Annotated in this window: 12 protein-coding genes and 1 other RNA gene; 6 read left to right on the top strand and 7 right to left on the bottom strand. The window is 65.9% G+C overall.

Annotated elements, in window-relative coordinates:
* Positions 1-91 precede the first annotated feature (91 nt).
* Positions 92-1,855: a histidine kinase dimerization/phospho-acceptor domain-containing protein gene (locus ACOOE2_RS14220; protein ID WP_420383643.1), complete on the bottom strand. Its 1,764-nt coding sequence runs from the start codon at positions 1,853-1,855 to the stop codon at positions 92-94.
* 400 nt (positions 1,856-2,255) lie between these two features.
* Between ACOOE2_RS14220 and ACOOE2_RS14215 the strand changes: the two genes are divergently transcribed.
* The gene (locus ACOOE2_RS14215; RefSeq protein ID WP_420383642.1) at positions 2,256-2,726 is read left to right on the top strand and encodes an Lrp/AsnC family transcriptional regulator; all 471 of its coding nucleotides are present in this window, start codon (positions 2,256-2,258) and stop codon (positions 2,724-2,726) included.
* 196 nt (positions 2,727-2,922) lie between these two features.
* Here the strand turns inward: ACOOE2_RS14215 and ACOOE2_RS14210 are convergent, their stop codons facing one another.
* Entirely contained in the window at positions 2,923-3,207 is a 285-nt protein-coding gene (locus ACOOE2_RS14210) for a chorismate mutase (protein ID WP_420383641.1), read from the bottom strand.
* A gap of 109 nt (positions 3,208-3,316) precedes the next feature.
* Here ACOOE2_RS14210 and ACOOE2_RS14205 point away from each other — a divergent pair, with 109 nt between their 5' ends.
* Positions 3,317-4,330 (top strand): polyprenyl synthetase family protein, encoded by a 1,014-nt coding sequence (locus ACOOE2_RS14205; RefSeq protein WP_420383640.1) that lies wholly within the window; start codon positions 3,317-3,319, stop codon positions 4,328-4,330.
* Positions 4,331-4,510: 180 nt separating this feature from the next.
* Here ACOOE2_RS14205 and ACOOE2_RS14200 read toward each other — a convergent pair whose 3' ends face one another.
* The 4 genes from ACOOE2_RS14200 to ACOOE2_RS14185 all read right to left on the bottom strand — a co-directional run bounded on the left by ACOOE2_RS14200 (position 4,511) and on the right by ACOOE2_RS14185 (position 8,669).
* The gene (locus tag ACOOE2_RS14200; protein WP_420383639.1) at positions 4,511-5,527 is read right to left on the bottom strand and encodes an aldo/keto reductase; all 1,017 of its coding nucleotides are present in this window, start codon (positions 5,525-5,527) and stop codon (positions 4,511-4,513) included.
* A 34-nt stretch (positions 5,528-5,561) separates the two neighbouring features.
* Positions 5,562-7,301: a c-type cytochrome gene (locus ACOOE2_RS14195; RefSeq protein ID WP_420383638.1), complete on the bottom strand. Its 1,740-nt coding sequence runs from the start codon at positions 7,299-7,301 to the stop codon at positions 5,562-5,564.
* Between the two features lie 26 nt (positions 7,302-7,327).
* Positions 7,328-8,353: a hypothetical protein gene (locus ACOOE2_RS14190; RefSeq protein WP_420383637.1), complete on the bottom strand. Its 1,026-nt coding sequence runs from the start codon at positions 8,351-8,353 to the stop codon at positions 7,328-7,330.
* A gap of 166 nt (positions 8,354-8,519) precedes the next feature.
* Positions 8,520-8,669: a hypothetical protein gene (locus ACOOE2_RS14185; protein WP_420383636.1), complete on the bottom strand. Its 150-nt coding sequence runs from the start codon at positions 8,667-8,669 to the stop codon at positions 8,520-8,522.
* Positions 8,670-8,822: 153 nt separating this feature from the next.
* On the opposite strand from ACOOE2_RS14185, the gene ACOOE2_RS14180 reads away from it, so the two are divergent.
* On the top strand, positions 8,823-9,839 hold the full coding sequence (locus ACOOE2_RS14180) for a polysaccharide deacetylase family protein (RefSeq protein ID WP_420383635.1): 1,017 nt from the start codon (positions 8,823-8,825) through the stop codon (positions 9,837-9,839).
* 33 nt (positions 9,840-9,872) lie between these two features.
* Here the strand turns inward: ACOOE2_RS14180 and ACOOE2_RS14175 are convergent, their stop codons facing one another.
* Positions 9,873-10,073 carry a hypothetical protein gene (locus tag ACOOE2_RS14175; RefSeq protein WP_420383634.1) on the bottom strand — a complete coding sequence of 67 codons (201 nt, stop codon included), beginning with the start codon at positions 10,071-10,073 and terminating at the stop codon, positions 9,873-9,875.
* Positions 10,074-10,247: 174 nt separating this feature from the next.
* Here ACOOE2_RS14175 and hrpB point away from each other — a divergent pair, with 174 nt between their 5' ends.
* The 3 genes from hrpB to ffs all read left to right on the top strand — a co-directional run bounded on the left by hrpB (position 10,248) and on the right by ffs (position 13,190).
* Positions 10,248-12,722: an ATP-dependent helicase HrpB gene (gene hrpB, locus ACOOE2_RS14170; protein WP_420383633.1), complete on the top strand. Its 2,475-nt coding sequence runs from the start codon at positions 10,248-10,250 to the stop codon at positions 12,720-12,722.
* Between the two features lie 48 nt (positions 12,723-12,770).
* Entirely contained in the window at positions 12,771-13,049 is a 279-nt protein-coding gene (locus ACOOE2_RS14165) for an ETC complex I subunit (protein WP_420383632.1), read from the top strand.
* 46 nt (positions 13,050-13,095) lie between these two features.
* An RNA gene (gene ffs / locus ACOOE2_RS14160) (signal recognition particle sRNA small type) lies at positions 13,096-13,190 on the top strand.
* Positions 13,191-13,267 lie beyond the last annotated feature (77 nt).

Raw genomic sequence — 13,267 nt, 5'->3', positions numbered from 1 at the left:
CATGGCCACCAGGATCAGTCAAAATCGGCCCCCTGAACATCGCATTCGCAGCAAACGTGGCCGCAATCGCTAGGAACCGGCGCCCACCCGGTCAAGTGCTATGGGCAAGGGCCAAGGGCAAAGTCATGTCGAGGACGGGATTGGTCGCCCCGCCGGGCCGTTCGAGCGCGCCGCCCGCGGCACGCAATTCGGCATCGCACAGCCGCAGCGCAAAGCCGTTGCCCAGCATGCCGCCCAGGTATGATCCTGCGGTGCCGCCGCGCGCCGTATCGGGTGCAAACAGCGCGGCATGGTCGCGCATCGCCAGTGCCTGCGGCAGCGTCAGGCGCAGCCGTGCAGTGGCTGGCGTAAGTTCTGGCACCAGGTCGAGTGCCATCGACAGGCGCTCGCCCGGCGCCGCCGCGGTCACCAGTGTCGCCAGCAGGCGCCAAACCGTGCGCTCGGCCTCTGCCGCCGCGATCGCAATCGGCACCGGGGTTTCGGGGACGGTCCAGCGCAGGCGGATTTCGCGCGGCGCGATCAGCGGCTCGACTTGCGCGATCATGCGCGCAACGATTGCGCCAAGGTCTGTCCAGGGCGGACCGATCGCGGCATCGATCGTGGTGCGCCCGGTTTCCAGCTGAACCATCCGCTCGACATCTTCAAACCCGGCGAGAATCCGCGCGGCATCGGCCGCAATCGATGCGGCCAGGCTGCGGTACTGGTGCGGGGTCGGGCCGATCAGCTGTTGCTGAATCAGTTCGGCAAAGCCCTGTATCGCGTTGATCGGCGTGCGCAATTCATGGAGCAGCTGGTGCAGCGCATCGGCACCGGGATGCGCCGGCGCAGTTACGGGTGCCGCGTTGAGGTCTGCACGGCCAGAGGCATAGCCAGATTCAGGGCCAGAGTCAGCGCCAGGGCGGCGCAACCGGGCGCGATATCCGGTGAACTGGCCGCCATCGATGCCGAACATCGGCACGCCATCGATCCGCCACACGCCGGCGATCCGGGCCGCACCGTCCATCTGCAGCGCGCCCGCCACGATCGGCCGGCGCGCGCGCACTGCCGCCAGGGCCGCGGCATCGACCGATGCTGCGGCGGCCGCGCTGGCGGGGGCAAACGGCATATGGCCGATCAGCATGGCCGGATCGACGCCATCGGCGGCCACAATCGTGCCGCCGGCGTCGGTTGCGATATCGATCAGGCGGGCGGGCGGTTCGGTTCCGCCGTGGAGTGCAAACAGCGACGCCTGTTGCCCGATCGGCGGATATTGTTCGGCGTGCGCGCGCTCTTCGCTGTCGCGTGTGCGCCGAAATGCCTCGATCCGGCGCACGATGGCGCCGATGCCTTCGCGCGGCGCAGACGCCGGTTCGGCGCGGATCGGGGTGACGACTGCGGCGGGGGCCACGGGTTCGGCGCCAGCGTCCGGCACGTCGCGTTCCGGCGCAGACAGCACGAAGTCATCGATGCCCAATTGGCCCAGCAGGGCCAGCACCGGCGGCGACAGATCACGGCGGTGGCGCAGCGCACCGCGCGCATGGATCGGCAGCGCCGGCACCAGTTGCAGCCATTGCGCATCGGTGATCCGCGCGCGCCCGATCGCCACGAGCGCGGTGCGCGGCCCCATGGTTACCAGATGCGCGATCAGGTGGGGCGATCGTATCGTGCATGATCCGATCATGGCCGCCGCCGCAGCGTCGCCCAGCGTCTTGTGCAAAGCGCCGATCCGCACCACCGCCTCGTCATGCCGGTCGCTCCACGCGGCGGCCGGCGTCCGGCCGACGATGTCGACCAGTTGACGCAACTGCGTATGGTGGCCCGCCTGGCCCGCCGTCTGCGTGCGCAGAACGGTTTCGAGGCGGTCATCGACGATCATGCCGTATTTGCCCTGCTGAATGCGAAACGCCGCTGTAATTTATGAGGTGATAGGTACGGCACAGCACACGCGCGCGCGTCGCCGGGAATGCCATGTGTCATGCAGCCCACCCCGCTGCCGCGCGATCGCCCATTGCCGGAATATCCTTGTCGTATGGGCCGGTGCGAGAGCCGGGTTGGCTGCTGTGCCGTGGGAACACTAACAAAATGTGCACGGACGAAAAGAGCAACGTTGTGTGCGTTGCAATGTGGGACGATTGCGGTAAGAGACAATAATATTATGAGGATACAGGATCGGTCATGCCGAATCTTGCGGTGGCATGAAGGCCTGCCCCAAAAGGCAGCCAAGGCACGATCCACACCCGTTCATAAGGCGCAATAGCCGGCTGGCAACGAGGACCATGGCGACACTGGATGCGATTGACCGGCGGCTGCTTGCAGAATTGCAGGACGAGGGCCGGGTTACCAATGTCGAGCTGGCGCAGCGTGTCGGCCTGACCGCGCCGCCATGCCTGCGCCGGGTCCGTGCGCTGGAAGAGGCGGGGGTGATTCGCGGATATCACGCCGATCTCGATGCTTCGAAACTCGGTTTTGCGATCACGGTGTTTGCGCTTGTCAGCCTGAAAAGCCAGGCCGAGGAATCGCTGCGGCAATTCGAAGACCATATGCGCGGCCTGCCCGAAGTGCGCGAATGCCATATGCTTAACGGCGAGATCGATTTTATCCTCAAGATCGTGTCGTGCGATCTGCAGAGTTTCCAGGAATTTCTGACCAGCAAGCTGACGCCAGCGCCCAATGTGGCAAGCGTGAAAACCTCGCTGACGATCAGGACGGCCAAGCAGCAGCCCGGGGTTCCTCTGGAAGACCTGTAAATCCTCCCCGGAACGGGGAGGGGGACCGCGCCCCTCTTTCTTGGGGCGTGGTGGAGGGGCCTCGCGCCAGGGGATTCCCTCGATGGATTGTGCCACGGCGCCTGGTCGGCCCGCGTATTATCGCAAAGTGGCGCCCAGGGGCACCGCCCCTCCACCACGGCTGCGCGTGGTCCCCCTCCCCGTGCCGGGGAGGTTTTTAGCCGGCCCGCGCGCGCTCGTGGTGGCGGATCACCTCCTGGATGATGAACCGCAGGAACTTTTCCGAAAATTCCGGATCCAATTGCGCGTCTTCGGCCAGTTTGCGCAGGCGTTCGATCTGGCGGTCTTCGCGTCCCGGGTCGCTGGCGGGCAGGCCGTGCTCGGCCTTGTATGCGCCGACCGCCTTGGTGATGCGAAACCGTTCAGCCAGGATGTGAATCATCGCGGCATCGATGTTGTCGATGCTCTGGCGAAATCCGTCCAGCACGGGGTCTTTGCTCATGCGATCTCCATCCGTGCATCGTTTGCCACTGTCAATTCCATCTGCCAAACCCATACCTGCACAACTTGCGACTTGCCAAGCGCCGAGCCACAGGCCAATCGGTCGGGCGATGTCTGCCACGATCCATCCGCTGCCTCGCCGCGCCGAACCTTCGCTGCAACCCCTGATGGCGCTCGTCGCCGATGGCATGAACAGCGTCAACGCCGTGATCCTTGATCGCATGCAATCGCGCATCCCGCTGATCCCCGCACTCGCCGGGCATCTGATCGCGGGTGGCGGCAAACGCATGCGCCCGATGCTGACGCTGGCAAGCGCCGCGCTGGTCGGATACGGCGGCAGCCGGCACTACAAGCTGGCCGCCGCGGTCGAATTCATTCACACCGCGACTTTGCTCCACGACGATGTCGTCGATGGCTCCGACATGCGCCGGGGCAAGCAAACCGCCAACATCATCTATGGCAACCCGGCGACGGTGCTGGTCGGCGATTTCCTGTTCAGCCGCAGTTTCGAGCTGATGGTCGAGGATGGCTCGATCAAGGTGCTGCGCATCCTGTCGAATGCCGCGGCAGTGATTACCGAGGGCGAAGTCGACCAGCTGGTCGCGCAACGCCAGATCGAAACCAGCGAAGAACGCTATCTGTCGATCATCAACGGCAAGACCGCCGCGCTGTTCGCCGCCGCCTGCAGGATCGCCGCCGTCGTGGCAGAACGCAGTGAAGCAGACGAGGCTGCGCTCGATTCGTATGGCCGGAACCTGGGCATCGCGTTTCAGCTGGCCGATGATGCGATCGATTATGATTCCGATGCCGCAGAAATGGGCAAGACCGCCGGCGACGATTTCCGCGAAGGCAAGATGACCCTGCCGGTGATCCTGGCCTATGCGCGGGGCAGCGACGACGAGCGCGAATTCTGGCGCCAGGCCATCGCCGGCGACCGCAACGGCGATGCCGACCTGGCACACGCGATCGGCCTGATCCGCCGGCACGACGCGGTGCAGGCGACGCGCGAGCGCGCGCGGCATTATGCGACGCGTGCGATCGATGCGATCGCGGCGTTTCCCAGTGGGACAGCGAAAGCGGCGATGATCGAGGCGGCTGAATTTGCGGTGGCGCGGCGGTTCTGACGGCCATTTGGCCTGCCAGATATGCCAATCTTGAAATTATCGTCATTCCGGACTTGATCCGGGATTGTGCTTTTTGTTCTTCACGCCGAGGTTGAAAAGAAGCACAATCCCGGATCAAGTCCGGGATGACGTGTGTGGGGGAGCGGGGCGGTGCTTGGTGCGTGACCCGTGCCGCACCGATCACCCCATCGGGTACATGATCTCGCGGCTGACCGCATCGACCGCTTTCATCGCGCTGTCTGGCAGCACCAGGTCGGCGGCGGCAAGAATCGGGGCGAACTGGGCTTCGCTTGAGACGCCCACGATGGTCGACGCGACGAAATCGTGCTGTTTGGACCAGGCGACCGCGAACGTGACCGGGTCGAGCCCGTGTTCGGCGGCGATGGCGGCAAAGCGTTCGGCCGATGTCACCGACTTGTCGTTGACGAACCGCTTTGCCATCGCTTCCTGCCGTCCGCCCATGGCGAGGTAGCTGGAGAAGCGTGCGCCCTGCGGCCGCGCGCCGTTGCTGTATTTCGTGGCCAGCACGCCGCCGCCGATCGGTGAATACGGGATCAGGCTGACGCCTTCCTTGCGGCAGACTTGCGCCAGCTCGTCCTCGAACCGGCGGTTGTTCAGGCTGAAATTGTTCTGGATCGTGTGATAGCGCGCTGCGCCGCGTTTTTCCGCCGCGGCGATCGATTTCATCAGGCCCCACGACGTCTCGTTCGAACAGCCGAGCACGCGCACCTTGCCCGCGCGCACGAGTTCGTCGAGCACGTCCATCGTTTCGTCATAGGCGGTGTCGTGATCGGGCCAATGCGTCTGGTACAGGTCGATGTAATCGGTGCCCAGCTTGGTCAGGCTGTTTTCGACCGCGACCATGATGTTGCGCCGGTCGAGTGCGGTCATGCCGCTGCGCAGCGGGCTTTTGAACCACACATGGCTCGGCCCCGACACTTTGGTCGCCAGGATGATCGCATCGCGCGGCTTGGTTTTCAGCCATTTGCCGACGATGTCTTCGGTGCGGCCGGCCCATTTGATGTCGGGCGGCACCGGATAGCCTTCGGCGGTGTCGTAGAAATCGATGCCCGCTTCGAAGCTTTTGTCGAGGATGCGCAGCGACGTGGCCTCGTCGGCCTGGCTGCCGAAGGTCATCGTGCCCATGCAGATATCGGACACGACAATGGGTGACGTGCCGAGGCGGCGATGTTGCATCGGGGGATCTTTCGTGAATGTGGGGGCCTTCGCCCTAGCCGGAGTGGTGCCCCAGCGTCCAGATATATGCCGCGACCTTGCTGACGTCTTCGTCGGATAGATCCACGCCGCCCCTGGCGGGCATCGCGCCGCCCGCGTTCTTGGGTACGGGCACGCCCTTGGTGATCGTACCCGCCAGGCCGGCAACGCTGCCGTCGGACCACAGCCACTTCGGCCCGACCAGCGAAGGCCCGGCCGAACTGCCGTGTGCGTCCGATCCGTGGCAGCCGCTGCACGTGCCGCCCTTGATCTCGCCCACGAAAATGCGCCGGCCGGTGTCGATATCGGCGGCGGTAAATCCGGGGGGCAGTGCTGCGCCGCCGGCCGATGCGGTTGCAGTCGGCGTCAGCGCCGCCTCCGGCGCTGCGGCCAGCGGCGCGCCGCGATCGCCGCGATAGGTAATGCGATAGATCCGGCCGGCCACGTCATCGGCGATGTACAGCGCACCGTCGGTGCCCTGGGCCAGGCCGGCGGGGCGGTGCGAAGCACGGCCCGGTTCGCGATAGCCACCGGCAAAGCCATCGGCAAAGCGGATCCATTTGCCCGCCGGCTTGCCATCCTTCAGCGGTTGAAACACCACCTGGTACCCGGCTTGCGGCGCCGGTGCCCGGTTCCACGAGCCGTGGAATGCGATGAACACGCCGTTGTCATAGGCAGCGGGAAATTTGCCCGCGTGCCAGGCGAGCGCGTCGTTGGGTGCCCAGTGTGCGGGGAACGCGGCGACCGGCTCCTTCTTGGTCGAACACCGCCCGGTGGTCTTGCCGTCGCCGCCGTATTCGGGCGCGAGCATCAGCTTGCCGGCGACCGGATCGTGATAGCAATAGGGCCAGCCGAAATCATCGCCGGCCTTGAACGACACGAGCTCTTCGGACGGCAATTCGACGCCTTGTGCAGTGGTGAACAGGTTGCCCCAGTTCTGGCCGAGCATGTCGCGGCCGTGTTGCACGCCATACATGCGCCCGCCGGCGTCGAATGTCATGCCGCCGGTGTTGCGGATTCCGGTCACCCAGCGTTCGGCGGGCGAAAACACCTGGCCGCGCTTGTCGGCGCGGTATTTCCAGATGCCGGCGTGCTGTTCCAGGATCGGGCACGGCTCGATGCCCTTCGATGCGGCGGTGCGGTTCTTTTCCTGGCAGCTGTTGTTCAGCGCGCCCATGTTGACGAACAGGTTGCCCTCGCCGTCGATCGCGATCGGGTGCATCGGGTGTTCGCCGTCGAGCGGCATGCCCGACAGCACGGTTTCACCCGGGCCCGTCGGTTCCAGCCGGCCCGGTGCCAGCGGATAGCGCACCACCTTGTCGTTGGATTCGACATAGAGCCCGTCGTGCCACAGCGCGAGGCCGTCACCGCCGGCATTGCCACTGGCGGCCGGCGGGCCAAAACGCAGCACCTGATCGGCATGGCCATTGCCGCTGGTGTCTTTCAGCGCGACCAGGAATGCGCCCGTAACCTGTGGAAACTGGCGGTAATAGCGCCCGCTCCAGGTGTTGACATACAAGGTGCCGTCGGCGGTCATCGCCATGTGGCGGGCATGACCGATGTTTTCGGCAAAAATCGTCGCACAAAAACCGGGGGGCAGGGTGATGCCGGTTTCGACCGGATTGCAGACGTCCGCCGTCGCGGCTGCGGGCGCGGCACCGCCGGTGTTCTGGGCAAACCCGTGGCATGCCGTCATCAGCGCCATGGCGCCAAGCGCGGTCGTGGCCAGGCCGGTAAAGGTGGATTTCGCAACCATCGGAGTCGGTCCTGTCAAAAAGGGAATTATTGGCTCGGTGGCATCGCGGTCAGCGAAACCGGGCTGAGTTTGAACGGCAATTGCACGGCCGGGGCCTTGTCGGGCGCAAACAGCCCCGACAATTGCGCCTGGACATACCACCCTTGCGCCGGATGGCCCGGCATTTTGCGGATATCGACGCCGGTCGGGTCCTTGATACCCTCTGCCAGCGTTTCGACGTGAACGGATGTGCCGGATAGCGTCAATTTGGCAATGCGGCCAACGCCTTCGGCCAACAGAAACGTCATCCCGCCAATGGTGCGCATGCCGTCGGGCGATTGCAGCGGGCGATCGGTCGTCAGCCGGGTGATCGCGCCGGCATGGCCGTCTTTGCCGACGATCACCCGGTACAGCGAACCATCGCGCACATTGTTGACCAAAATAGAACCGTCGCCGGCGAACGCCAAACCGTCGAGGCCGCCCTTGCGCGGCACGCCGTCGGCCTTGGGCAGCGCGTTGAACAGCGGATCTTCGGCCCACACTTCGAGCGCGGTCGCGCCGGGCTTCCAGCGCAGCAGGCGCGGCTGGCCGGTGTCGGTGATATAGATCGCGCCGTCGGGGCCGAGCGCGAAATCGTTGCATGTCGGGCCTTCGCCCGGCATCGGCAGGCTGATCCTGCCGGCGCCGGTCTTCAGGTCGAACGCCTTGACCCAGTGTCCGGGATCGGCCCCGTCGACTTTGGTGCCGGGCGCGGGAAAGCTGTTGGTGCAGGTCCACAACAGGCTGTGACGCGAATCGACAAAAACGCCGAACAGCGCGCCGCTGCCATAGGCGCCGGGGATGATAAACCGTTCGACCACGGATTGCGCAGGCGCATCGCGCAGTCGCACCTTGAGCACGCCGCCGGTCATCGACCCGATATAGGCCGTGCCGTCGGGCGCGATCGACAGGCTTTCGGGATGGAGGTGATCGCCGGGCAGCAAGATTGGCGCAGGCAGGGTGTCGGCGCACGCGGGGCACGCGCCGGCCAGCAGCATCGCGCCCAGAACCGTGCTGAAGAAAATGTGTCGCATGGCCCCGCACCCCTGCAAATGATTCTGCCGTGGCGCGGAAGGAACAGGAGAAAGGGGAATTTGCCAAGCCCAGACTTGCCGAAAAGGCGGACTTTTCAAGAAAGACTGCGCGGGCCCTTGGGGCGCATATCCGTCCCATCACGAGGGTGGTGGGGCGAAGCCGCCCTTACCGCCGCCCGCGCTGCCAGATCCGCCACAGGCAATACCCGGTGGTCGCCGATACCGCGCCGATCATCAGCACCATGCCGACTGCGGCCAGACCACTCACGACGAGCGACCGGACCAGTTCGGCAATGATCGTGATTGCGGTTTTCAACGCTGTGGTTCCCAGGCGCCGGCGGTGCCGACATTTCCCCGGATTTTTTGCCGGGATGGACCACAAGGGCCATGCATTGTGCAAAGACGCACGTCTATAGCGCGTCGACCAGGGGGGGGGCCCTTGCGATAGCACTCAACCACAGGACAAATCGTGCCACGCCGATCGTCATTCACGTCGTTTGCCCAAATCCTGCCCGCGCTGTTCCTGGCAGGTGGTGCTGCGATGGCCGCGCCTGTGCCGCAGGACGTCGCACCCGCCGCCTCTGCGGCGGCCCCGGCGCCCCGGCCGGAGGCGGCAAATGTCGCGCTGACGTTCGACGATCTGCCCGGCATCGTGCTGAAGCCTGATCAGAACTACCTCGACGCAACCAACCGTTCACTGGTCAACAGTCTGGTGTCGCACCATTTTCCGGCGATCGGTTTTGTCAACGAGGGCAAGCTGAACGAGATCATCCGCAGGCGGCAGATTGCCGTGCTGCACTTGTGGCTGAACGCCGGGTTCGACCTTGGCAATCACACGTATTCGCATTCGTCGCCCAACAAGGTCGGCGTGAACGGCTATATTGCCGATATCGCGCGCGGCGAAAGACTGATCCGCCCGATGATGGAGGCGGCGCATCGCAATCTGCAGTGGTTCCGCCATCCCTATCTCGAAACGGGCAGCCCCAAACGGGTCAAGGCCAAGATCGACAGCTGGTTGACTGCGCATGGCTACAAGATTGCCCCGGTGACGATCGATTGCGACGACTGGGAATTCGCCGAGCCCTACGACAACGCCGTCATGAGCGGCGACACGGCCGAAGCGGAGCGGATCCGCGGGGTTTACCTTGCCTATACAGAACAGACGATCGCGTGGGACCGGCGGGCCGCGCAACTGGAATTCGGGCGGCCGATTGCCTTTGTCATGCTGCTGCATGACACCCGGCTGAATGCCGACAGCTTCGACGGCCTGGTCGCGATCCTAGACCGGCAGAACCTGCATCCGGTGTCTCTGGCGCAGGCGATGGCCGATCCTGCGTATCGCACCCCGGATATCTACCACGGACGCGACGGGATCGAATGGCTCGAACGATGGTCGAAAGTGCTCAGGAAAAACCTGCCGTGGGACGATTTCGAAGATGTGCCCAAGGATATCGTGAAAGAATACAACAAATTGGAAGACGAGTAGCCCGCAAGTCATCCCAAACCGGCAGCGGTGGTCCTAATGCCGCCAGTTGGCGAACAGGGCCATGATGCCATGAACAATCGAGCCGCCGGCGATAGGGGCCATCAGCACAAGCACCAGGTTCAGTGCGACGGCCAGCATGACCACGCGTTCGCGCCGCTTGCCCAGCATTGGCTTGGCCGGTTCGGGCAATGATGGCGAACACGGTGGCCATGGATCGCGGACGTCCAGAAACATGATGGCTGACCTTTACCTGGTTTTGACGCTTGTTTCGTACCATGCCGATCGGCCGAGTAAACGCCTCGGGCGCGCTGCCCGATCGGGCAATGCGCCGGTTTTTCCGCAAGGTAAGCGCGCGGACGCTGCGAATCCGGGCCACGGATTGCGCCGCGACGGGTTATGGCAAGGCGAATGACCCGGTTACCGATCCATGCTGTTCTCGATACCTTACTGTCCGCGCTGGCGGCAGGCCCCGGCGCCGTGCTGATTGCGCCACCGGGTGCGGGCAAGACCACGGCGGTTGCGCCCGCGCTGATCGACCAGGCCTGGACACAAGGCGGCACGGTGATCGTGCTCAGCCCCCGCCGGGTCGCGGCGCGCGCGGCGGCAGAGCGCATGGCCGACGAACGCGGCGAGCCGGTGGGGCAGACGGTGGGCTATGTCACCCGGCTGGATAGCAAGCGATCGGCGGCCACGCGGATCGTGGTGATGACCGAGGCGATTTTTGTCGCGCAGATCCTGTCCGATCCGGACTTGTCCGGCGTTGCGGCGGTGTTGTTTGACGAAGCGCACGAGCGGCATCTCGATGCCGATCTCGCGCTGGCGCTGGCGATCGAGGCGCAGGGTGTGCTGCGCCCCGATCTGCGGCTGCTGGTGATGTCGGCCACACTCGATGGCGCGCGCTTTGCGGCCCTGCTCGAACGCGGCAGCGGCGCAGCCGTGCCGGTGATCGAAAGTGCGGGGCAGGCCTGGCCGCTCGAAATCCGCTGGCTGGGCAGCAGCGCGGAGCAGCGGATCGAAGTGCCGATGGCGGCCGCGATCGTGCGCGCTTGGGGCGAAACCGATGGCGACATGCTCGCGTTCCTGCCCGGCGTGCGCGAAATCGAGCGCGTTGCGGATGCGCTGGCCACGCGGTTGCCCCAGGCGCTGGTGCTGCCGCTGCACGGGCAGGTCGAACCTGCCGGGCAGCGCACGGCGATCCGCCGCGATGCTGATGGCCGCCGCCGGATCGTGCTGGCGACAAGCATTGCCGAGACGTCGCTGACGCTCGATGGCGTCAGCGTCGTCGTCGATGCGGGGCTGGCACGCCATGCTGAATTCGACAAGGCGGCCGGCGTTACGCGCCTGGTGACGACGCGCGCCAGCCAGGCGGCAGCGGCGCAGCGGGCAGGCCGTGCCGCGCGGCAGGGGCCGGGGATTGCCTATCGCCTGTGGGAGGAGGCGGGGCACGCCGGGCGCGCGGCCTATGCGCCGCCCGAAATCCTGACGCAGGATCTGGCCGATCTGGCGCTGACGCTGGCGCAATGGGGCGCAGGCGACGCGGCGGCGATGGCGTGGCTCGATCCGCCCCCGGCAGCGGCGCTGGGCGCGGCGCGCGCGATGTTGGGCGCGCTGGGCGCGATCGATGCGGATGGCGCGATCACGCCGCATGGCGCGGCGATGGCGCAGCTGCCGATGGCACCGGGGCTGGCGCATATGCTGTTGTTTGCCGCGCGGCATGGCCGGCACGCGTGTACCACGGCGGCGCGGCTGGCGCTGTTGTTGCAGGAGCGCGGGCTGGGCGGGCGCAGCGACGATCTGGCGCGGCGACTGGATGCGTGGAATGGCGATCGTTCGGCGCGCGCGGGTGCGGCGCGCGATCTGGCGGCGCGCTGGGCGAGGGCTGCCTTGCAGCAGGTTAAGCCAGGCGATGACGGCGATCCGCCGCTTGCGGTGCTGCTGGCAGAGGCGTTTCCCGACCGCATTGCGCGCGCGCGCTCGGCCAGCGGCGAAGACTGGCTGGCGGCAGGCGGGCGCGGGTATCGCCTCGATCCGGCATCGCCGTTGGTCACCGCGCGCTGGCTGGTGATCGGCGATGCGCAAGGCGAGGCGCGCGGGGCGCGGATTACCGCGGCGGTGGTGTTGGACGAGGCCGACCTGATGCGGTGGTTGCCGCATCGGCTCGATCAGCGCACGACGCTCGACTGGAACGCCGCCGAGGCGCGGGTGGAGGCGCGGACCGAGCGCCGGCTGGGCGCGATCGTCATGGCGCGGGTGCCCGATCCGGCGCCCGATGGCGCGGCGGTGGTGGCAAAGCTGATCGCGGTGCTGCGCGGTTCCGGTGTGGCGCTGCTGCCGCTCGGACTGGCCAGCCGCGCGCTGATCGAGCGCGCCCGTTATGCCGGGATCGCCGCGCTTTGCGAAACGGCATTGCTCGCCGATGCCGAGCAATGGCTGGCGCCGCTGCTGAACGGGCGGCGTGATTTCGCGATTGCGCCGGGGCGTTTGCACGAGGCGTTGACCGGCGTGCTCGACTGGGACCAACGGCAGACGCTGGACCGGCTGGCGCCTGCAGAGTTCCGCACGCCTGCGGGCACCACGCATGCGATCGATTACGACCACGATGGCGGGCCGACGGCCGAAATGCGCGTGCAGGCGCTGTTCGGGCTCGATCGTCATCCATGCGTGGGCCAGCCGCCACGCCCGCTGCTGCTGTCTCTGACATCGCCCGGCGGCCGCCCGATCCAGACGACGGCGGATCTGCCGGGGTTCTGGCGCGGGTCGTGGCGCGATGTGGTAAAGGACATGAAGGGCCGCTATCCGCGCCACCGCTGGCCCGACATGCCCTGGACCGAGGCGCCGAGTTTGAAGACACGCAATGCGTTCGAGGCGCAAAAGCGGGATTGAAGCAGCTACGGACTTGATTGTCCGGCCGATCGCGGGCAAACTGCGCCCATGTCAGCACGCATCTATCAGCGCCCGAAAAACGCCATGCAGTCCGGCAAAGCCCGGACCGCCGACTGGCTGTTGGAATTCGCTCCGGCCGAGGCGAAAAAGCCCGATCCGCTGATGGGTTGGGCAGGGTCGGGCGATATGCAGGCGCAAGTGATCCTGACCTTTGGCAGCGAGGCCGAGGCGCGTGCTTATGCCGATCGCAACGCAATTGCGGTGCGGGTGTCGCCGACGCCGCCGCGCCGGCTGAAACTGCAAAGCTACGCCGACAATTTCCGCTGATTTCGGTTGGGGTTGCATTTCCATCCGCACCCCGGCATAGGCCGCGCCGGGAGTCGGGTGGACGTTTGCGTTCGCCAACTTGGTCAGGTCCGGAAGGAAGCAGCCACAACGAGTTGCGGCGGGTCGCCCGGCTCCTTTTCTTGCATCGGATGTGATTTATGTCCGCGCCAACCGCGCCGGGCATTCGACTTTCACCGGCAGAGCCATTACCTGATACG

The sequence above is a fragment of the Novosphingobium sp. genome (assembly GCF_965214355.1).
GTDB lineage: Bacteria > Pseudomonadota > Alphaproteobacteria > Sphingomonadales > Sphingomonadaceae > Novosphingobium.
Note: the sequence above shows the minus strand (reverse complement) of the source record. Positions and strands in the feature narration are given on the sequence as shown.